Source organism: Bacteroidales bacterium (assembly GCA_013314715.1).
Taxonomy (GTDB): Bacteria; Bacteroidota; Bacteroidia; order Bacteroidales; family GWA2-32-17; genus Ch61.
Genome location: JABUFC010000041.1, coordinates 1 through 21389, shown reverse-complemented (window position 1 = coordinate 21389; position 21389 = coordinate 1). Strand labels below are relative to the sequence as shown.

20 protein-coding genes are annotated in these 21389 nt (G+C 33.1%); 17 read left to right on the top strand and 3 right to left on the bottom strand.

The window, feature by feature from the left end:
* Window positions 1-87 precede the first annotated feature (87 nt).
* Window positions 88-1362, top strand: coding sequence for a (Fe-S)-binding protein (locus HPY79_09745; protein NSW46081.1), 1275 nt, complete (start codon window positions 88-90; stop codon window positions 1360-1362).
* Window positions 1359-2147, top strand: a complete 789-nt coding sequence (locus tag HPY79_09740) for a (Fe-S)-binding protein (GenBank protein NSW46080.1) — start codon at window positions 1359-1361, stop codon at window positions 2145-2147. The genes HPY79_09745 and HPY79_09740 overlap by 4 nt, the downstream gene beginning before the upstream one ends.
* Before the next feature lie 4 nt (window positions 2148-2151).
* On the opposite strand, the gene lysS is transcribed toward HPY79_09740, so the two are convergent.
* The gene (lysS, locus tag HPY79_09735) at window positions 2152-3876 is read right to left on the bottom strand and encodes a lysine--tRNA ligase (GenBank protein ID NSW46079.1); all 1725 of its coding nucleotides are present in this window, start codon (window positions 3874-3876) and stop codon (window positions 2152-2154) included.
* Window positions 3877-4047: 171 nt separating this feature from the next.
* Here lysS and HPY79_09730 point away from each other — a divergent pair, with 171 nt between their 5' ends.
* From HPY79_09730 to HPY79_09705, 6 genes are read left to right on the top strand one after another with little or no spacing between them, the layout of a single operon-like run.
* Entirely contained in the window at window positions 4048-4299 is a 252-nt protein-coding gene (locus HPY79_09730; protein ID NSW46078.1) for a PqqD family protein, read from the top strand.
* On the top strand, window positions 4286-5332 hold the full coding sequence (locus tag HPY79_09725) for an ATP-grasp domain-containing protein (protein NSW46077.1): 1047 nt from the start codon (window positions 4286-4288) through the stop codon (window positions 5330-5332). Before HPY79_09730 ends, HPY79_09725 begins: the two co-directional genes overlap by 14 nt.
* A gap of 28 nt (window positions 5333-5360) precedes the next feature.
* Window positions 5361-6710: a diaminopimelate decarboxylase gene (locus HPY79_09720; GenBank protein ID NSW46076.1), complete on the top strand. Its 1350-nt coding sequence runs from the start codon at window positions 5361-5363 to the stop codon at window positions 6708-6710.
* Window positions 6711-6719: 9 nt separating this feature from the next.
* Complete coding sequence (locus tag HPY79_09715; protein NSW46075.1) at window positions 6720-8924, top strand: urea transporter; 2205 nt, start codon at window positions 6720-6722, stop codon at window positions 8922-8924.
* Entirely contained in the window at window positions 8917-10302 is a 1386-nt protein-coding gene (locus HPY79_09710; GenBank protein ID NSW46074.1) for a hypothetical protein, read from the top strand. The genes HPY79_09715 and HPY79_09710 overlap by 8 nt, the downstream gene beginning before the upstream one ends.
* Entirely contained in the window at window positions 10290-10910 is a 621-nt protein-coding gene (locus tag HPY79_09705; protein ID NSW46073.1) for a tetratricopeptide repeat protein, read from the top strand. Before HPY79_09710 ends, HPY79_09705 begins: the two co-directional genes overlap by 13 nt.
* Window positions 10911-10957: 47 nt before the next feature.
* On the opposite strand, the gene HPY79_09700 is transcribed toward HPY79_09705, so the two are convergent.
* The gene (locus HPY79_09700; protein NSW46072.1) at window positions 10958-11842 is read right to left on the bottom strand and encodes a diacylglycerol kinase family lipid kinase; all 885 of its coding nucleotides are present in this window, start codon (window positions 11840-11842) and stop codon (window positions 10958-10960) included.
* A 223-nt stretch (window positions 11843-12065) separates the two neighbouring features.
* On the opposite strand from HPY79_09700, the gene amrB reads away from it, so the two are divergent.
* Window positions 12066-13460 carry an AmmeMemoRadiSam system protein B gene (gene amrB, locus HPY79_09695; protein ID NSW46071.1) on the top strand — a complete coding sequence of 465 codons (1395 nt, stop codon included), beginning with the start codon at window positions 12066-12068 and terminating at the stop codon, window positions 13458-13460.
* Window positions 13461-13477: 17 nt separating this feature from the next.
* Window positions 13478-14410 carry a DUF58 domain-containing protein gene (locus tag HPY79_09690; protein NSW46070.1) on the top strand — a complete coding sequence of 311 codons (933 nt, stop codon included), beginning with the start codon at window positions 13478-13480 and terminating at the stop codon, window positions 14408-14410.
* Here HPY79_09690 and HPY79_09685 read toward each other — a convergent pair.
* On the bottom strand, window positions 14384-14632 hold the full coding sequence (locus HPY79_09685; protein ID NSW46069.1) for a hypothetical protein: 249 nt from the start codon (window positions 14630-14632) through the stop codon (window positions 14384-14386). The two genes, HPY79_09690 and HPY79_09685, sit on opposite strands and share 27 nt — an antisense overlap.
* Here HPY79_09685 and HPY79_09680 point away from each other — a divergent pair.
* From HPY79_09680 to HPY79_09650, 7 genes are all read left to right on the top strand, one after another.
* Complete coding sequence (locus tag HPY79_09680; GenBank protein NSW46068.1) at window positions 14631-14972, top strand: hypothetical protein; 342 nt, start codon at window positions 14631-14633, stop codon at window positions 14970-14972. The genes HPY79_09685 and HPY79_09680 overlap by 2 nt on opposite strands.
* A 94-nt stretch (window positions 14973-15066) precedes the next feature.
* The gene (locus tag HPY79_09675; GenBank protein NSW46067.1) at window positions 15067-16038 is read left to right on the top strand and encodes a D-alanine--D-alanine ligase; all 972 of its coding nucleotides are present in this window, start codon (window positions 15067-15069) and stop codon (window positions 16036-16038) included.
* A gap of 104 nt (window positions 16039-16142) precedes the next feature.
* Window positions 16143-16853, top strand: coding sequence for a toxin-antitoxin system YwqK family antitoxin (locus HPY79_09670; GenBank protein NSW46066.1), 711 nt, complete (start codon window positions 16143-16145; stop codon window positions 16851-16853).
* Window positions 16854-16909: 56 nt separating this feature from the next.
* A complete protein-coding gene (locus HPY79_09665; protein ID NSW46065.1) occupies window positions 16910-18793 on the top strand; it encodes a DUF4154 domain-containing protein in 1884 nt (627 codons plus the stop codon).
* A 109-nt stretch (window positions 18794-18902) separates the two neighbouring features.
* Window positions 18903-19337 (top strand): nucleoside deaminase, encoded by a 435-nt coding sequence (locus tag HPY79_09660; GenBank protein ID NSW46064.1) that lies wholly within the window; start codon window positions 18903-18905, stop codon window positions 19335-19337.
* A 1-nt stretch (window position 19338) separates the two neighbouring features.
* Window positions 19339-19938 carry a TIGR00730 family Rossman fold protein gene (locus HPY79_09655; protein NSW46063.1) on the top strand — a complete coding sequence of 200 codons (600 nt, stop codon included), beginning with the start codon at window positions 19339-19341 and terminating at the stop codon, window positions 19936-19938.
* A 2-nt stretch (window positions 19939-19940) separates the two neighbouring features.
* Window positions 19941-21311, top strand: coding sequence for a dipeptidase (locus HPY79_09650; GenBank protein ID NSW46062.1), 1371 nt, complete (start codon window positions 19941-19943; stop codon window positions 21309-21311).
* Window positions 21312-21389 lie beyond the last annotated feature (78 nt).

The window sequence follows — 21389 nt, the reverse complement described above, 5'->3', positions numbered from 1 at the left end:
AACAGATATAACATTTTGCATTTATGTTTTATAGCAATTTTTTCATTCTGTTTATTCACCTATTTTTGCAATTCAAATAAAAAAACGATGAGTATATCACAAGTAATTTTTATTATTACGCTAATTATCACTGTTGGAGTTTTTTTATTCTCCATATATAGATTAGCACAGTTCTTTAAACTAACTAAAAAATATCCTATCGGCAATTGGGGCAAACGGATTAGTTTGGTATTAAAAATTGCTTTGGGTCAAACAAAAATTTTTCGTTTTCCATTTGCTGGTTTTTTACATGCAATTGTTTTTTGGGGTTTCTTAGTTATCATCTTCGGAAGTATTGAAATGGTAATTGATGGCGTTTTTGGCATTCACAAATCGCTCAAAGTATTAGGTGTTTTTTATGATATAATCATGGGATTTGGCGATATATTTGCTTTTTTAATAGCCATTGCCATATTGATATTTATTGCTCGTAGAATATCGCACAAAGTTAAGCGTTTCGATGGTCAAGAAATGACTCCCAAAGCGCATAAAGATGCTTTTTTAGCTCTTTCGCTCATTTTTTTACTTATGTTTTCGCTCTTGGGTATGAATAGCATGGAAGCCATTCTAAATCCTGAAAATTCTTACCCTGTAAGTAATTTAATTGCGCATATTCTTCCTATTTGTCCTTGTAAAGCCGAAGGTCTTTACACCTTTTTCTGGTGGACGCACATCGAATTGATATTTATTTTTGCCAATATATTACCCTATTCTAAACATTTCCATATTTTCATGTCTATACCTAATGTTTTCCTAAGCCGTATAGAACCCCTTGGTAAACTAAACACCATGGAAAGCATTACCAAAGAACTACAATTGATGATGAATCCCGAAACTGCTTATGAACCACAAGAAAATACTGAGCCAGTTCGTTTTGGCATAAAAGACTGTGAAGATGTAACATGGAAAACTTACATGGATTCGCTCACTTGTACACAATGTGGTCGCTGTACATCGGTATGTCCAGCTGCTCAAACGGGTCGAAAACTCTCACCTCGTAAACTTATGATGGACTTACGTGCTCGCATGAACGAGAAAGCTCCGTATTTGATTAAAAATAAAAACTATAGCGACGGGAAATCATACCTAAACGATTATATCAGCCTTGAAGAATTATGGGCATGTACACTTTGTAACGCTTGTGCCCAAGAATGCCCCGTAAACATATATCATCCTCAAATAATCATTGACCTACGCCGATATTTAGTATTAGAAGAAGGAAAGGCTCAAGGAGGCTTACAAGCCATTTTTGCAAACATAGAAAATAATGGTGCTCCTTGGCAATATTCACCAACCGAACGTTTAAATTGGATTAACGAATGACAGAAAAATCTTTTCAAGTTCCCATAATGAGCGAGATTTATGCTCAGGGACACAAACCGGAATATTTATATTGGGTAGGCTGTGCTGGTGCATACGATTTTCGATACAAGAAAGTAGCCCGAGCTTTTGCCAAAATTCTCAATTATGCTCAAATAGACTTTGCTGTTCTTGGTCATGAAGAAAGCTGTACCGGCGACCCTGCTCGACGTGCCGGCAACGAAATGTTGTTTCAGATGCAAGCCTTGCAAAATATACAACTTTTTAAGCAATACGAGGTTAAGAAAATTTTAACAACTTGCCCACATTGCTACAATACACTCAAAAACGAATATCCCGATTTAGGCTCAACATGCGAAGTTATTCACTATACTGAGTTTTTAAATAATTTGATGCAAAAAGGCATTATTCCAACTATAAAAGCAAATAACAACACAACTACCTATCACGATCCTTGCTATTTAGGACGTGCTAATAAAATATACGATGCACCCCGCAATATTTTAAAAAATATGGGTTATAGCATAAACGAAATGAAACGCAATAAAAGTTTCGCTCTATGTTGTGGAGCCGGTGGTGCTCAATTTTTCAAAGAATCGGAACCAGGCACAAAAGAAATATGTACGCTAAGAGCCGAACAAGCCCTTGAAACCAATACTAAAAACATTGTTACAGCTTGCCCCTTTTGCATTACCATGCTAACCGATGGACTTAAAAACTTAAACAAGGAAGAAGAAGTTCAGGTTAAAGATATAGCAGAGATCGTTGCAGAAAATTTAAGTTTATAGTTTTTTATTGTTCAACCCATTTTTTTACCTCATCAATCGTAGGATTTTGTAAGCCTAATTTGTGTTTTTTATTAAGTCCACACAATTCTTGATGAAGTTTATTAGGGTTTACTTGTTTAAGTATTTCAACTTTTAAATAACCCGCTTTTTGAATAACAGGTACCCAAACTTCTGGTATTCCAAGTTCAACATATTTTTCAGGTTCATCTATTTGTAAGCGTTTTTCAGGACGCATTTGAGGGAAAAACAATACTTCTTGAATAGAAGGCTGGTTGGTCATTATCATAGTTAAACGGTCGATACCAATACCCAAACCAGCTGTTGGAGGCATACCATATTCTAAGGCTTTTAAGAAATCTTCATCGAGCATCATAGCTTCTTCGTCGCCTCTTTTGGCCAATAAAAGTTGTTCTTCGAAACGGTAACGCTGATCAATAGGGTCGTTTAACTCAGTATAAGCATTGCAAATTTCTTTACCGTTACAAATAGCCTCAAATCGTTCAACCAAACCGGGAATGGAACGATGTTTTTTAGCAAGCGGCGACATCTCAATAGGATAATCCATGATGAAGGTAGGTTGAATGAGATTGGGTTCACATTTATCTCCGAAAATAGCATCGATAAGCTTGCCTTTTCCCATTGTGGCATCTACTTCGACATTAAGCTTTTGAGCTGTTTGACGCAATTCATCTTCGTTCATTTGACTTATATCGATACCTGTAAAATGTTTAATGGCCTCAAACATAGTAAATCGTTTCCAAGGACGCTTAAAATCAATTTCATTATCTCCTACTTTTACTTTTGTAGTGCCATGAAGTTCTAAAGCAATGCGCTCAACCATTTCTTCTACCAAATCCATCATCCAGTAATAATCTTTGTAGGCTACATAAAGTTCCATTTGAGTAAATTCGGGGTTATGAAAACGATCCATACCCTCGTTGCGAAAATCTTTTGAAAACTCATATACCCCATCAAAGCCGCCAACTATCAAACGCTTTAAATATAACTCATTAGCAATACGCAAGTATAATGTCATATCGAGTGCATTGTGATGTGTCTTAAAAGGACGTGCTGCGGCGCCTCCATAAATAGGTTGTAGAATTGGTGTTTCAACCTCCCAATAACCTTTTTCGTTTAAAAACGAACGCATGGTATTCACCAACTTTGTTCGTTTAATAAAAATCTGTTTATTTTGCGGATTAACAATTAAATCAAGACTTCGATTACGATAACGTTGCTCGGGGTCGGTAAAAGCATCGTAAATGACTCCATCTTTTTCTTTAACAATGGGTAATGGACGAAGACATTTACTCAACATTTTATATGTTTTTACATGAATAGAAATTTCGCCCATTTTAGTAATAAAAACATAACCGGTAACACCAACTATATCGCCAATATCAGAAAGTTTCTTAAAAAGAATATTGTATTTGGTTTTATCTTCGCCTGGGCAAATTTCGTCTCTATTTAAATATAATTGGATGCGACCATGTTCATCTTGTAATTCGGCAAATGAGGCACTTCCCATTATTCGTTTAGACATAATACGCCCTGCAATGCTAACATTTTGAAAGTTTTTTATAGAATCGTCATATTTCTCTAAAATTTCTGTCGTTTTGCAATTTACTTCAAAAGGCTCGTTGGGATAAGGATTTATTCCTAACTGACGCATTTCGTCTAATGCCTGACGACGAATTATTTCTTGTTCGCTTAATTCTATAAAACTCATACACTTTTTTTTTGCAAAGATGACGATTTTTAAGTGAAATTACAAACAAGTAAAATAATAAGATTCTAATAATACAAGAATCTATATATAAAAAAGTTGTACCATTTTTACAAAATTTTATAACGAAAAAAGAAAATACTTAATTTATCTTTGCATAAAAACAAATTTATTATGAGACTCAAACGAAAATTAGCCATTAGCGAAAATGGTTTTATTTTTGACCCAACTACGGGCGAAAGTTATTCTACCAATAATGAAGGTGCTGAAATTATTCAAATGCTTAATCAGCAAAAAAGCGATGAGGAAATAAAAAAATACTTTCTCGAACATTTTGAAGTTGACGAAGCCAATTTTGAACGTTCTTACCTTGATTTTATCTCAATGTTACGATATTTTAATTTAGTTGAAGATGAACAAGAATAAATTAACGATAGCTGTTTCGGGTTTAAATGCGACCGATAATCCAGGCCCAGGTGTACCCGTAATACGTGCATTAAAAGAATCAAAAGATTTTGATTGTAAAATTATTGGGTTGGCATACGAGAATTTAGAGCCCGGTATTTATATGCACAACCTAGCCGATAAAATTTACCAAGTTCCTTATCCTAGTACTGGTAGCGATAATCTTATTCAACGCATCGAATATATACATGAGCGTGAAAAAATAGACGTTATTATACCAAATTTTGATGCGGAATTGTATGCCTTTATAACCTCCGAAAAACGACTTAAAGAAAAAGGAATTTCGGTGTTTTTACCTACCTTAGAACAATTTGAAGAACGACATAAAGCAAACCTATATGAATACGGAAAAAAATACGATGTACTTGTACCTCGTTCCAAGAATATAACTTCTACTAATGATATTTTTACATTAGAAAAAGAATTTTCATATCCATTTTTAGTTAAAGGGAAGTTTTATGATGCCCATGTTGCTTTTAATGCCGAACAAGCGGTTATGTATTTTAACAAAATAGCATCTAAATGGGGTGTGCCTATTATTATTCAGGAATTTATTCGCGGAACCGAAGTCAATGTTATTGCATTGGGCGATGGCAAAGGCAATACCATTGGAGCAGTTCCTATGCGTAAGCTTTATATCACGGATAAAGGGAAAGCATGGAGTGGTATTTCAATAGACGACGAAGAACTTCTAAAAATTACTCACCACATTATAGAAAAAACCAAGTGGCGTGGTGGAATGGAACTCGAAATGATTAAAACCAATGATAATAAATATTATTTAGTAGAAATCAACCCACGTATTCCTGCATGGGTTTACCTTGCAGTAGGTGTAGGTCAAAATTTACCCGAAGCTCTTGTAAAACTTGCTATGAATATACCTATTGAACCTTTTAAAAGCTATGATGTGGGTAAAATGTTTATCCGTTATTCTTGGGATATGATTGTTCCCATTGAACAATTTCAATCATTATCGAGTTTAGGAGAATTATAATAATTTGTAAATCATAAAATTTAACAATATGGAAAAGAAAATATTTGAACGCCCTGTTATAAAAAAAGTTCAGGTTGGTATGCCCAATAAATTTGGAATGCGAAGCGAATATTACCCTATAAAAGAGATTGATGGCGTTGCTGTTAAAGAATTAATCGAAAAATATGGTAGTCCGCTTTATGTTATTTCAGAGAAAACTATTCGCGAAACATATCATGAAGCCTATAAAGCATTTTCAACCCGATATCCCAAGGTTCAATTTGCGTGGTCTTATAAAACCAATTATTTAGATGCAGTTTGTAAAATTTTTCATCAAGAAGGCTCATGGGCTGAAGTTGTTTCTGGCTTCGAATACGAAAAAGCAATACAAAATAATGTACCTGGCAATCAAATTATTTTTAATGGTCCTTACAAAACAAAAGAAGATTTGTTGAAAGCAGTAAATAACGGAAGTTTGATTCACATCGACCATTTCGATGAATTTTATATGCTTTTGGATATCATTCAGACATGCCAAAAACGCCCACAAGTGGCTATCCGCGTAAATATGGACACTGGCATTTATCCCCAATGGTCGCGTTTTGGTTTTAACTACGAAAATGGTGAAGCCTGGGAGGCAATTCAACGAATAATGATTCAAGATAAAATGGACTTAGTTGGTTTACATTGCCATATTGGTACTTACATTATGGTACCTTGGGCATATGCCAATGCGACCAGAAAACTTGTTGATTTATTTTTAGCTATCGAAAAAAAGTTTAAAAAAGCGCTTTCATACATTGATTTAGGAGGTGGCTTTGCTTCTAAAAACACACTTAAAGGAGCTTATTTACCTGGAACTGACACTTGTCCAAGCTTTGACCAATATGCCGATGCGATTACAAGCATACTTATTAACAGCGAAATACCCTTCGAACACTTGCCCACTCTCATTCTCGAAACAGGCAGAGCCTTAATTGACGATGCTGGATACCTTTTAGGAACCATACACGCTACCAAACGCCTTCCCGATGGCAAAAATGCTTTAATCACCGATGTTGGTGTTAATTTATTGTTTACAGCTTTTTGGTATGATTATAAAATTACACCCGCACAAGATTTTAGCCATTATACTGAAGAAACCATTGTTTACGGTCCTCTTTGCATGAATATCGATGTATTGCGTGAATACGTTCAGTTGCCACCTATGAAAAAAGGCGATCATTTTGTAATAAGCCGTATCGGTGCTTATAATATGACTCAGTGGATGCAATTTATTATGTATCGCCCCAATGTAGTACTCATCGATACAAATAAAAATATTCATATTATTCGCGAAAAAGAAAATGCAGAAACTTTCAAATACAACGAACGCATACCCGAACATTTAAAAAAATAAACATTTTAAATGAATACTTTTCGAAATATTATTAAAGAACTTGGGGGTGGATTATTATTAAGCTATCCTCAAGTTTTCTTTTCTAAAAGTTATACTTTTTCGTTATTTCTCATTGTTATTACTTTTATTTTTCCAACATTAGGAATAGTAGGAGCTATTTGTGCATTATCGGCATTAGTATTTGCCAAAATAGTGTCTCTTTCTAGCGAAAAAATAAAAACTGGTTATTATGGTTACAATGCTTTACTTGTAGGACTTGGATTAGGATCATATTACGAATGGGACGTGTATTTATTTATTCTCGTTGTATTCGCAAGTTTTTTAACTTTATTAATTCAAGTTTCTTTGGAGGGAATTCTATCAAAATATCGGCTGCCTGTACTTAGTTTTCCTTTCTTATTTGCATTTTGGCTAGTAGAATTATCAACTAGAAATTTTAACTTCTTAACCATATCTGATCGAGGAATTTATTTGTTAAATAATTTATTTGCATTTAGTGGTATAAAGGCAGTTTATTTATATGATTCTTTTAATAATATATGGCTACCAAGCATAGTAAAATATTTTTTTATTTCGCTTGGTTCAATTTTTTTTCAGGATAATGCATTTGCTGGAATGTTTATTTTCATTGGACTTTTAATTTTTTCGAGAATTGCCGCAAGTCTTTCTGTTTTAGGTTTTATTACAGCATGGGGGTTTATGCACATAATGGGAATGGATACACTTCAAATGTCAACTTATTACGTCGGATTTAATTTTATATTAACTGCTATCGCTTTAGGTGGCTTTTATATTGTTCCAAGTATTTTTTCATATATTTGGATTGTTGTTCTCTCGCCCATTGTTGTATTAATTACAATTGGTTTTACTAACTTTTTATCGAGTTGGCAATTATCGGTATATTCTTTACCCTTTAATCTCATAGTCATTATGTTTTTATACGTTCTTTACTTTCGGTTAAATCCTCGTAAAAAACTTATTGAAACTGTAATTCAAGAATTTATGCCTGAAAAAAATTTATATAGTTATTTAAATTTTAAAAAACGTTTTGGCAAAAGTTTTCAAAAAAATCAAATACTCTTACCTTTCTGGGGCGAATGGACAGTTTCGCAGGGTTATGATGGTAGCATAACACATAAAGACCAGTATAAACACGCACTTGATTTTGTTATAACTTATAATAATAAAACTTATAAAGGACAAGGAAATCAACTCGAAGATTATTATTGTTACAACAAATTAGTTATTTCGCCTGGTTATGGCACTGTTATAAAAGTGATTGATAATATTGAAGATAATTCTATTGGCGATGTAAATACCATTAACAACTGGGGTAACACTGTTGTAATAAAGCATAGCGAATACCTATATTCACAATTAAGTCATTTAAAAGCAGGAAGCATTAAGGTACACGAAGGCGAATTTGTAAAGCAAGGACAACCCATTGCACAAGTAGGTAACAGCGGACGATCGCCCGAGCCACATTTACATTTTCAACTTCAGCCTTTTCCTTATGTAGGAAGCTATACAATTGAATACCCTATTGCACGCTATTTATTAAAAATAAATTCCGATAAAGAGCTTAAAACCTTTTCTATACCACAAGAAAACGATGTAGTTGAAAACCCCAATATAAACCAACTTCTTTTTAAAGCCTTTCATTTTATACCAGGACAACAATTCGACGTGATACAAACAATCAAAAATAAAACCTTAACTTATCGCTGGGAAATATTTACAGATTCATTAAACAATTCATACTTATATTGCCACACAACTAATTCATATGCATATTTTTATAACGATGGATTAAGTTTTTACTTTAACTCTTTTTCTGGTAATAAAAAAAGCCCTTTATATTTGTTTTATCTCTCGTGTTATCACATTGAGTTTTCTTCAATAAAAAATTATGTAGTAAACGATGAATTTCCTTTACATCATATTTTTAAATTTACACATTTGTTTCTACATGATTTGGTTTCCCCTTTCTTTCAATTCATCAAAGCCTCGTATAGGCTTAATATAAACCAATCCTATCATCAAATGAACGAAATTCAACTTAATGGTATTATTCAATTTCAAATATTAAACAAAAAAATAAACTCTATCGATACACGTATTTTTATTGATAATAATGGCATTCAAGCAATAGCATTAAAACAAAAAAACAAATCAAATTACATAAAAATAATAAACAAAGGGCGTTATGAATAGAAAGATAATGGTTATATTTTTGTTTATATTTATATCAATAAAAATTTACTCGCAACAAACATTTTTATATTATGATACCCTAACCTACCGTTTATACAATCAAAACCAATGGGATAGTGTCATTTTTCATGGCAAAAATGCAATTAATCAAGGGATAGATTATTATTATCTAAGAATGCGAATAGGGATTGCTTACTATTCTTTAAAACAATATTCGCAAGCGTTAGAGCATTTTTTTAAAGCGAAGGAATATAATTCAAACGATATTGTCAACGAATATATCTATTATTCGTACCTATACAGCGGGCAAATACGCAAAGCCTATTACTTTACTAAAGAAATGAATCATGCTTCAGTTAAAAAAAACGGCTTAACCCAACCCCATTTTATTGACCTGTTTGGTATTGAAATGAATTTAGCTCAATTCGACAACTGGAACTCAATAAAAATAACGAATAAACCTCCCTCAGAGCCCAATAATTATCGATTAGAAAAAGAACTTAGCGGTCCTTTTATTTCTTATGGAATCAATACTTCGCTTAATCTTTCACAAAAATGGTCGTGGCAACAACAGTTTTCATATTTCAAGGTTAACAGCTATCAACAACTCTTTTTCGATAACAGTATAAAGCACGAAAGCGATTTTCATTTATTTGAAAAACATTATTTTAGCTCATTTTCAAACTGGAACCAGAACAAAGTTGTTAGTTTTTTTACTCATTTATCAATCTTAAATGCCGATAAATTTCAATATCAATACTTAAATGCAGTAATCGCTCCTCCACCTTTCCCACCTATAACTACTTACAACTATAAAATTGAACCGATTCGATATTATATATTTAACTATATTTTTGGAATTCAAAAAACACGTTATGCTTCCAAGTCTTCATTTACTTACATGCTTAATATTTCAAAAATCATCGATCATAATGTTTTTACAGGTGGTTTAGGCTTTTTTTATCACTTTAACTCCTACCTTTTTGGAAAATCGAATGTGCTTGCATCCATTAATTTATCTCACAAAGATTTTGATGGGTACTATGAACAACAATTAGGTGCTATTCTGTTAAAAAAAATAACTCTAAGTGTAAATTTTGACCTTGGTAAAATACAAAATATTACCAATCTCGATGGCAGCATTGTTTACAATACTCCTTACATTATTCAAACAAAAATATCTCCACACCTAAGCATTTCTTTTAATCGTCATTTAACTTTGCAAGCCGCCTATATCTATCAAATAAGCTCATTTACAAATACTTTTGTAGGATTTGACGGTTTTTCAAAACAAGGACAAATTAGATATAAAGATTTTTTTGAAACATATAAATTCAATAACCAAATAATCACAGGAGGAATTCTATGGAAATTTTAAAAAAGTATGCATGGATAGCTTTAATAGCTATAAGTTTTAGCTTAAACGCTCAAACCAGTCAAGAAAAATTGCAAGAAGCGTTTAAAAACAGCTACACTTACGAAAACAAAGGTGAATACTCTCAAGCCATCAAAGAAATTAAAGATCTTTACAGTGCAGATTCGTACGAAATTAATCTACGATTAGGGTGGCTTAATTATGCATCGGGCAATTTTACCGAATCGATGTCTTATTATCAAAAAGCAATACAATTACAACCATTAAGCGAAGAAGCACGAATGGGTTATGTTTTACCTGCTTCATCAGCTGGGAATTGGGATAGTGTATTAAAAACCTACCTCGATATTTTAAAAACAAATCCTTTTAATACTACTGTACTGTACCGAGTAGGTCTTATATATTATGGTAAAGAACAATACACACAAGCTTATAGCTACTTTGAAAAAGTAGTAAACTTATATCCATTTTCGTATGATGGCTTATTAATGTATGCTTGGACCAATTTTAAATTAGGAAAACTTCGCGAAGCCAAAGTTTTATTCAATAAGGTATTATTATTATCGCCCAACGATGCATCAGCCAAAGAAGGTTTAGAACTCATTAAATAGTTTATTATTTGTAACTTTGAATAAATACAATTTTTTATCTTATCAACCTATTCTTTGGGCACACACACTTTTAATGCATTTGGCAAGCAAATAAAATGAATATTGGGTTCTATTATTAGAGGCTCACCATCGAAATGCGCATAATTTTCAGGTTCGTTTGTAACTATCTGAAACTGACTTGCACTAATACTATAAACCTTAAAAGAACGGTGAAATCGATTAAAAAACAAGCTTATCAATAGCAATGGTAATTCTATCCATTTAAAAGGCTTAAGGATAGTAACTTCTAATTGGCCATCGTCAATTTTTGCTTGGGGTGCAACTTTTACATTATTCCCCCACTGATTAGCATTGGCTACGGTAATAAAAAAAGCTTTTAATTGTCTTTGGTCTTGATTAAATTTTAATTGATAGGATTTAGATTGATACTTAAAGAATTCGTTAAGCACCATTTTTACATAAGTCATTAGCCCCCTGGTACCTGCATGTGCAAATTTATAGGCTATCCATGCATCAAATCCCAAGCCTGCTGTACAAAAATATATAATCTCATTCATTTTAGCTCCATCAATAGTTTTTATATAACCATTCAAAACCAATTGCAATGCTTTTTCGTAATTCATAGGGATATGTAAATGCCTTGCTAAACCATTTCCAGAACCCATAGGAATAATACAAAGAGCTTCGGGTCTATACATTAATACTTGAGCTACACGATTAACAGTACCATCGCCTCCAAAAACAACCACTACATCGAAATGCGACTGCTCGAGTTGAGTTACAAGCGCTTTACCAATATCCATCAATGGCGATGTCCAATACAACCATTCTATCTCTACTTTACCAGCTAGTATTTTGGAAACAATATCCTCAGGTCTGATTTTTTTCTTTTTACCTGCAATTGGATTAACAACAGCAAGAACTCTTTTCACAAGCATAAATTTAGCACAAAGATAAATAAATAATTATATAGTCATACTGTTATTAAGCCATACAATATGTTATTAACGACCTTACATATTTTAGCCTTGTTTATAAAAAAATATTTGATGTATATTTGTTAAAAATTTTGTGAAGCATGTATATGTCTATATATGGAATACGATATTTTTACTCAACCTTTTAATACCATCAGCTTATAACCAAATTATTACTATGAAAAACCGTCCATCTTCATTTTCTGGAAGATTTTACGAAAAAAATCCAGAGGCTTTAATAAGAGATATTAAAAATTTTTTAGCTCATTCAAATAAATTGTCAAATCGTCCTTTGGCTATTATTTCACCACATGCAGGATATGTTTTTAGTGGACAAACAGCTGCCCATGCTTTTGCTCAAATAAACCCTAATGAATTGTTTGATAATATTTTTATTTTAGCTCCTAGTCATCATGTACTCGAATCGGGAGCAGCATTATATCTTAGCGGTAATTATGAAACTCCCTTAGGCGAAGTTATTGTAAATCGCGAATTATCTCAAGCACTTATTGATAAATATCCTCATCTATTCCACGAGAACAACAACGCCCATGAACTCGAACATTCTATTGAAGTTCAATTACCCTTTATACAAGTACATTTTCAAAATAAGATGCCCATTGTACCTATTTTACTAACAACAGATCAATATTCTGATTGTAGAGCAATAGCTGAAGCACTTTTGCCTTATTTTAATAATAGAAATCTTTTTGTCATTAGCAGCGACTTATCGCATTATCCTACATATGATATTGCTTTAAAAGTAGATAGCGAAACCATTGAAGCTATTATTGCCAATGATATCGAAAAATATAAGACTGTTATTAAAAACAAAAACCATTACGATAATCTATATACACGTGCATGCGGTAAATATCCTATCGCCGCATTGTTATATTTAACTCAATACCATGGTAAATGTCAATATAAACTTATATCATATACCAATAGCGGCAATTCACCTTATGGTGATAAAGAACGAGTAGTAGGATATGCCTCCATAGCAGTAGAAACAGTTCAAAATGACGGAATAAATTTTAATGACACTGAAAAAAAACAATTATTACAATTAGCTCGAAAAACTATTGAACAATATTTAAAAGATAAAACCATTCCGACTATAGATTATGAAAATATGCCAATACTATCTAACCCGATGGGGGCTTTTGTATCGCTTTACAAAAAAGGTGAACTACGAGGATGTATTGGCACGTTTCACAATCAGAGTCCGTTATATAAAACAATACAAGAAATGGCAATCGCATCGGCCACACGCGATTATCGATTTGAGCCTATAAAACCCGACGAATTAAACGATATTACTATTGAAATCTCTGTGCTTACTCCACTCAAAAAAATTGATAATATACATGAAATTATTTTAGGCAAACATGGCATCTACATAAAAAAAGGTAGTTATAGTGGCACATTCTTACCACAAGTTTACGATAAAACAGGCTGGACGTTAGAAGAATTTTTAGGGCATTGTGCCCGCGATAAAGCAGGTATTGGCTGGGATGGATGGAAAGATGCAGAAATTTATACCTACGAAGCAATCGTTTTTAGTGAATAAAAACTTACTTTTGCAATATGATTAACGACAAATACCTGCATCGTTTAGAGCAAGTGCACCATTTCGACCACCTCGAAATCATTGCCCGTTTTGTAGTCGAAGGATTTATTACAGGACTACACAAAAGCCCCTATCATGGTTTTTCGGTCGAATTTGCCGAACATCGTCAATACAACAACGGCGAAAGCACCCGCCACGTCGATTGGAAGCTCTTTGCTCGCACCGACCGTCTGTACGTAAAAAAGTACGAAGAAGAAACCAATCTTCGCAGTTATATAGCCATAGATACATCTACCAGTATGCTTTTTCCCTATCAAAGTGTAGAAAAAGTATCAAAATTGGCTTTTTCGGTTATCTCAGCAGCCGGTTTAATTCATCTCCTAAGAAATCAACGCGACGCTGTGGGACTCATGCTTTTTAATGAAAAAGCTGATATTTTAACTCAAGCCAGAATTTCGCAAATGCATGCACAATACCTCTTTGGACAATTAGAAAATCTGTTAAAAAAATACGATGCCACCCAATCCAAGAAAAGCAATATTGCCGATTCGCTGCACTTTTTAGCCGAAAATGCTCATAAACGTTCGCTAGTGATTGTTTTTTCCGACATGTTTGCCGACAACCCCTCCGAAGAACTTTTCGCCGCCTTGCAACACCTTCGTTACCGCAAGCACGAGGTAATACTATTTCATGTTACCGACCATCAATACGAATTAAATTTTGAATACCATAACCGTCCATATAAATTTGTTGATTTAGAGACCCAATCGGAACGCAAACTCAATCCCAACGAAATTCGTCAGGCATACCAGCAACTAACCATACATAACATAAACACCATGAAAGAAAAATGCGCCCAATATCAAATAGATTTTGTACAGGCCGATATTAATCTAGATTTTTCGCAAGTGCTACTACCCTATTTAATAAAACGAAAAAACATGTTCTAAAATGTTTTGAAACATGGTTGATAAAAACAACCAATCATATCGCTTTTTTTTATACGATAATTCACGCTCAATAACATCTTTTTTTGGAATTATATTTTTTGGATTGTTAGCATTTTTAGGCATATTGGGTGCTATTTTTATGATTATTGCTGCTTTTATTTTATACAATGAATCAAATATAAAATTATTGATTTTAATATCTTCAATAATTTCTGCATTCATGGGTTATTTTATAGGATGGTCAACTTTTAAAAATTTTATTAAAAGATGGAAAAACAAATCACTTATTTATCTTGCTATTTCTGATAATATTCTTATATACCAAGACTTTGACATAATGGGTAAGCTTAAAAAAATCGAAATTCCTTTAAAAGACATTCAAAATATTCAATTTATAACGGTGCCTGGTAGTGCCGAAAATCCTGATGCATATTATGTTCGCCTATATTATAAAGATAATAATCAACAAAAATACCTTGATATTGATTATTTTTTCGGTTCTTCTTTTCTACCTAAAGGAATAAATCTATTGAATATCTTACAGCAAGAGATTAAACAATAATTTTTTTATTAAAAGATCATCGTTAATAACTTTATTGTTAAGGTCAATATTTATTATTGAATTCATCATATTTTTAACCTCAAAATATGTGACAATGAAAAATATTGCAGTATTATACGGAGGTTTTTCGTCCGAATTTGAAATTTCGGTCAAAAGTTCTAAACAAATATGTAATTGGATCGATAAAAATCGTTATCAGGAATTTCCTGTTTTAGTTCGCCCCGATGGATGGTTTTATCCCGATGAAAATGGTATAGAAGTGGACAAATCTTTTTTTGGCATCATACAAAACAATGAAAAAATACATTTCGACTATGCTTATATTATTATTCATGGTTCACCGGGCGAAAATGGTCTTTTACCTGGATATTTAGAAATGATGCAAATTCCCCACTCTACATGTCCATCATTAGTCTCGGCACTTACTTTCAATAAATATTTTTGTAAATTAGCCTTACGCGATTTACCCGTCAATTTAGCCAAATCGGTTTTAATACGAAAAAATGAAACATCCGATACTCAACAAATATTACGCTATGTTGGTTTACCATGCTTTGTAAAACCTAACAATGGAGGCTCTAGTTGTGGCACTTCTAAAGTAAAGTCAATTGAAGATTTGACTCCTGCTATAGAATTAGCATTTAAAGAAGATACCGAAGTCATTATCGAGGAATTTATTCAGGGGACCGAAATTTCATGTGGAGTTGTTAAAACCTCTTCTTTTTCGGCAGTACTTCCCATTACCGAAATTGTACCCAAAAAAGAATTTTTCGACTACGAAGCCAAATACACACCAGGCATGTCGGAAGAAATAACACCCGCTCGCATTTCAAAATCTATGTATGAACTATGTCAACAATACACCTCACAAATATACGACTTCTTAGGATGTAAAGGTATTGTACGAATTGATTATATTATCCGAAACGAAATGTTATATTTTCTTGAAATCAACACGGTACCTGGCATGTCTGAAGCAAGTATTGTACCTCAACAAGCCCGACACTACGGCATAGCCATGACCGATTTGCTTACTGCTATTATCGAAGATAATAAATCGATTTAAACTTAATATTTACAATTTAGGACTTATTTTAACTTTCATATTTTGTTGTTAAATCTTATCAATGATCTCTCTTATAAATTTTGTATATTTGAATGAAAATTTACATGAGCGATCTATTGCATATATGCATTGTAATACAACTCTTTTTATTCGTCCATATTGCAATTTGCCAAGTGGCCGAATTAGATCAGGTATATGAAAAAGATGGGGAACTTATATACGAAAAATCGACAAACCAACCTTTTACAGGAGTTCTTATAGAACGAAACGAACAAGGAAAAATAATAGCCAAAAAAAACTTTGTACAAGGACTCGAAAACGGAATCTCTCGGTTTTACGATAAAAACGAAAAACTTGTATCAACAGGCGAATTTAAAGATGGATTAGAAAACGGACAATGGATTTGGTTCTACCCATCGGGCATGATAAAAGCCAAGGGATATTACAAAGACGGCCAAGCAAGCGGTACCTGGACATATTATCACGAAAACGGACAAATAGAACGTAATGGCGAAGTAAAAAACGATAAAGAACATGGACTCTGGAAATATTACAACGAAAACGGACAACTCATACACGAACGATATTTCAACTTTGGCATTAAAGATAGTATTGAAACATGGTATTATTCTAATGGACAAAAAATGATTGAACGTCGATATAAAGATGGTATTGAAAACGGAATCTTCAGAGGATGGTATGCTTCGGGTAAACCCAAATTCGAAGGGAATACAGTTGATGGAAAAATAGTTCGATACATCGAATGGGACGAAAAAGGAAAGGCCATTAAAATTAAGCATCCTGATATGGAATAAAACATTTTAAAAAACATTACGTATAAAGGAGAGATATTTTAAAAAATATATAAATATTGAAAACACTTAAACTTTTATTTATTGTTGTCATTCTTGGTGCTTCTAAATTGCTTGCACAACAGCAATTCGACAACCCATCACGATCTATATGGCTACTCGATATTGCCAAATATGTTACATGGCCAAATGAAAAACAAATTGATACTTTTAAAATTTGTATTCTTTCGAACGATACCAATTTAGTTCAACATATAAAAATTGAAGCTCAAAAACGAAAACTGCTTCATAATAAACCAATGAAAATTCTGCACTCTAACAACTACACAACCATTCCTAATTGCAACCTTTTATTTTTCAATAAAAACGAAAATTACGACATTGATAAAATATACAAAATCGTAACAAATCCCAACGTACTCATTGTTACTGAAAATTATGAGTTTCACAAATCGATGATTAACTTTATTGTTGTCAACAATCGTAAAAGCTACGAAGTTAACATATCTAAACTACAAGAAAACGGCTTTACGGCTAACGAATTATTTGTAGCAGGTGCCATTAAATCAAAAGCCGACTGGGAAGTTATATATAAACAAACCGACAAAGAACTTCAAAAAGAAAAAGAAATTGTTGAACAACAAAGCCTTCAAATTCAACAACAACGACAAGAAATCGAAAAACAACAAAATATTATTGCAGCCCAAAAGGCAGAAATTAACCAACAGCTAGAGCAAATTCAAAAACAAAAACAAGCTTTACTTAATATTCAACAACAAGTTCTTAAAAATGCTACTTTATTAAAACAAAAAATAAAAGAATTAGAGCAACGCGAAAAAGTTTTACAAGCTAAAAACGAAGAAATAAATCAAAAATCGGTAATTTTAGCTAATCAACAAAAAGAAATTGATAAGCAAAACGATAAAATAAATCAACAAAAACAAATACTCAACGAACAGCTTGCCAAAATACACATGCAGCAACTTATCATGTATCTATTTATTGCTATGATTTTGTTACTCGTATTTTTAGGATTCTTTATTTATCGAAACTATAAAATAAAGAAACAAGCCAACATTATTCTTAGTTTAAAAAATGAAGAAATCCTAAAACAAAACGAAGAAATAAAACAACAAAAAATCGAAATAGAAAAACAACGCGATGAAATAGCATTACAAAAACAAGAAATTACCGATAGTATTAAATATGCTAGTCGTATTCAACAAGCCGTTCTCCCTCCTCTTAAAATAATTGAAAATTTATTTTACGAAAACTTTTTCATTTTTAACCGACCACGCGATATTGTAAGCGGCGATTATTATTTTATAACCTCTAAAGAGAAAAAGCTTATTGTATCGGCTGCCGACTGCACTGGACATGGTGTACCAGGAGCATTTATGAGCCTATTAGGTATTTCATTTCTAAACGAAATCATAAACAAACAAGAACAACTCGAAGCCGATATTATACTAAACCAACTACGCCAGAATATCATTAATGCCCTTAATCAAAGCGGCGATAAAAACACAAAAGATGGTATGGATATGGTGCTTTGTATTTTCGACTTCGAAAAAAACATAGTACAATTTGCAGGCGCCAATAACCCACTCTATCATATCAGAAACGGAGAACTAATAGAAATAAAAGGAGATAAAATGCCTATTGGTCTTTACGATGAATTAAAACCATTTACCAAACATATTATTGAATTACAACCAAACGACACATTTTATATGTTCAGCGATGGGTATGCCGACCAATTCGGAGGACCCGACGGTAAAAAATTTAAATATAAACAACTTAAAGAAATGTTACTCTCCATTCAACATTTACAAATGAAAGAACAATATAAAGTAATCGAAGAAACCATCGATAATTGGAAAAAAGGATATTTTCAAGTTGACGATATGTTATTAATTGGAATAAAATATAAACCTATATAGCCCCATTCTCATTAAATCTGAGTTTAAAATCAGTTTTTCGTAATTAATATTAAACCGTAGTTTTCAATCTAAAAATTAAAAATTTTTCTTGTACATTTGCATAAAAACTATGCTCGACGACCATTATTTTATGAACGAAGCGCTCAAAGAAGCACAAAAGGCATTTCAAAAAGACGAAGTGCCCATAGGAGCCGTTATTGTTCATAACAATAAAATTATTGCACGTGCTCACAACCTTACCGAGACCCTCAACGATGTTACAGCTCATGCCGAAATGCAAGCAATAACAGCAGCAGCCAATGCAATGGGAGGCAAATACCTTCATGATTGCACTTTATATGTTACCATAGAACCATGCCCCATGTGCGCATCTGCTTGTTATTGGGCCCAAATAGGGAAAGTAGTTTATGGAGCACACGACGAAAAAATGGGAGCCGAAACCAAAAAACTTAGCTTATTTCATCCAAAAACCATTATTATTAAAGATGTTGAAGCTGAAAAAGCCAGCCTATTAATGAAACAATTTTTTAAAAATAAACGATAACATGATTAAAAATTTGGATTTTGAGTTCACCAAACTCTATCCGTCGAATACTAAAAAAGCCATTTGCATTTTTTGTTCATCGTCTGAAACAATTGACGATAAATATAAACAACAAGCGGCACTTTTAGGCGAACTTATTGCCAAAAAAGGATTCGATTTGGTTCATGGTGGAGGTAAGATTGGACTTATGGGCGTTATTGCCAATAAAGTTCAAGAAAATGGAGGTAAGGTAACCGGTATATTACCCGAAAGTTTAAATTTAGAAGGTATTGCATCTGAAACCGACGACGAAATTATTATAACCAAAGACATGCCCGACCGAAAAGCTGAAATGCGAAAACGAAGTATTGCATTCATTATTCTTCCCGGAGGCTTTGGAACTCTTGAAGAACTTTTCGAAACCATTACTTTAAAACAATTAAATTATATTCAAAAACCTATTGTATTAATCAACACCTATCATTACTATGATGAACTCATAGCTTTTTTAGATAAAGCAGTAGAGCTTAATTTTATTTCGCAACAACATCGTCAACTCCTTTATATTACAGACAAATGCGAAGATGCAATTGAATACATTGAAAACAACTTAAAATTATAACCATGAAAACTATAGAACAATATTTAAAAGAAAACGAAAATCATATTTTAAGTCAACTATTTGGTTTATTACGAATTCCTTCTATAAGTGCCGAATCGGAACATAAACCCGACATGGTTAAAGCAGCTGAATATTGGAAAGAAACACTTTTAAAAGCCGGTGTTGACTTTGCAGAAGTCTGTTCAACTCAAGGCAATCCCATTGTTTATGCCGAAAAAATAATTAACCCCTTAGCACCAACTGTTTTAATTTATGCACATTACGACGTTATGCCTGTTGAGCCTTTAGAATTATGGCAAACACCACCTTTTGAACCAATTATTAAAGACAGAAAAATATTTGCAAGAGGAGCCGACGACGACAAAGGACAAAGTTTTATGCACGCCGTCGCTATTGAATATCTTATAAAACACCAATTGCTCAAGTGCAATGTAAAATTTATGATCGAAGGTGAAGAAGAAATTGGTTCACCATCGATGGCTCAATGGTGCATCGATAATAAAAAAAGATTAGCCGCCGATGTTATTTTAGTCTCCGATACTGGGATGATTGCACCCGAAACACCATCTATAACGGTCGGTTTAAGAGGGTTGACCTATTTACAAATAGAAGTTACAGGACCTAACCGCGATTTGCATAGTGGAATTTTTGGCGGCGCAGTTGCCAATCCATTGAATGTTTTATGCAAAATGATAGCTAGTTTACAAGATGAAAATGGACATATTACTATACCAGGCTATTACGACGAAGTATTAGAATATACCGATGAGCAACGTAAATTGATAAATCAAGTCCCATTTGACGAAGAATCGTATAAAACATCCTTAGGTGTAAAAGAACTCTGGGGCGAAAAAGGCTATACTACCATTGAACGAACCGGCATACGCCCTACTATGGATTTATGTGGCATATGGGGTGGCTATACAGGCGAAGGTTCAAAAACCGTATTGCCTTCGAAAGCTTATGCTAAATTATCGTCGCGATTAGTACCCTACCAAAATCATGAAAAAATGGCACAACTTTTACGCAATTACTTATTAAACATAGCTCCTAACTATGTAAGGGTTAATGTCGAAATTCTTCATGGCGGGCAACCCTATGTAACACCGCTCAATTTGCCAGCTCTCGAAAGTGCACGCATGGCACTTAAAGATGTTTTTGGCAAAGAACCCATACCAACCATGAGTGGAGGAAGCATTCCAATTATTTCCACATTTGAACAAATACTCGGCATCAAATCGGTTTTAATGGGATTTGGACTAGAAAGCGATGCTATACACAGTCCTAATGAAAATTTCAGACTCGAAAATTTTTACAATGGTATTAAAGCTATTGTTCGTTTTTATGAGTATTTTGATAAAATCAAAAAATAAGTTACTTTAATCGACCTAAATTAAAAAACAGAATAGTCAACGAGCATCGGGGAGATTGCTTCGTCGCTCCGCTCCTCG

Excerpts from the sequence above, each read along its gene's own strand:
- HPY79_09745 (NSW46081.1), top strand. The coding sequence starts at position 88 with ATGAGTATATCACAAGTAATTTTTATTATTACGCTAATTATCACTGTT.
- HPY79_09740 (NSW46080.1), top strand. The coding sequence starts at position 1,359 with ATGACAGAAAAATCTTTTCAAGTTCCCATAATGAGCGAGATTTATGCT.
- lysS (NSW46079.1), bottom strand. The coding sequence starts at position 3,876 with ATGAGTTTTATAGAATTAAGCGAACAAGAAATAATTCGTCGTCAGGCA.
- HPY79_09730 (NSW46078.1), top strand. The coding sequence starts at position 4,048 with ATGAGACTCAAACGAAAATTAGCCATTAGCGAAAATGGTTTTATTTTT.
- HPY79_09725 (NSW46077.1), top strand. The coding sequence starts at position 4,286 with ATGAACAAGAATAAATTAACGATAGCTGTTTCGGGTTTAAATGCGACC.
- HPY79_09720 (NSW46076.1), top strand. The coding sequence starts at position 5,361 with ATGGAAAAGAAAATATTTGAACGCCCTGTTATAAAAAAAGTTCAGGTT.
- HPY79_09715 (NSW46075.1), top strand. The coding sequence starts at position 6,720 with ATGAATACTTTTCGAAATATTATTAAAGAACTTGGGGGTGGATTATTA.
- HPY79_09710 (NSW46074.1), top strand. The coding sequence starts at position 8,917 with ATGAATAGAAAGATAATGGTTATATTTTTGTTTATATTTATATCAATA.
- HPY79_09705 (NSW46073.1), top strand. The coding sequence starts at position 10,290 with ATGGAAATTTTAAAAAAGTATGCATGGATAGCTTTAATAGCTATAAGT.
- amrB (NSW46071.1), top strand. The coding sequence starts at position 12,066 with ATGAAAAACCGTCCATCTTCATTTTCTGGAAGATTTTACGAAAAAAAT.
- HPY79_09690 (NSW46070.1), top strand. The coding sequence starts at position 13,478 with ATGATTAACGACAAATACCTGCATCGTTTAGAGCAAGTGCACCATTTC.
- HPY79_09680 (NSW46068.1), top strand. The coding sequence starts at position 14,631 with ATGGGTTATTTTATAGGATGGTCAACTTTTAAAAATTTTATTAAAAGA.
- HPY79_09685 (NSW46069.1), bottom strand. The coding sequence starts at position 14,632 with ATGAATGCAGAAATTATTGAAGATATTAAAATCAATAATTTTATATTT.
- HPY79_09675 (NSW46067.1), top strand. The coding sequence starts at position 15,067 with ATGAAAAATATTGCAGTATTATACGGAGGTTTTTCGTCCGAATTTGAA.
- HPY79_09670 (NSW46066.1), top strand. The coding sequence starts at position 16,143 with ATGAGCGATCTATTGCATATATGCATTGTAATACAACTCTTTTTATTC.
- HPY79_09660 (NSW46064.1), top strand. The coding sequence starts at position 18,903 with ATGCTCGACGACCATTATTTTATGAACGAAGCGCTCAAAGAAGCACAA.
- HPY79_09655 (NSW46063.1), top strand. The coding sequence starts at position 19,339 with ATGATTAAAAATTTGGATTTTGAGTTCACCAAACTCTATCCGTCGAAT.
- HPY79_09650 (NSW46062.1), top strand. The coding sequence starts at position 19,941 with ATGAAAACTATAGAACAATATTTAAAAGAAAACGAAAATCATATTTTA.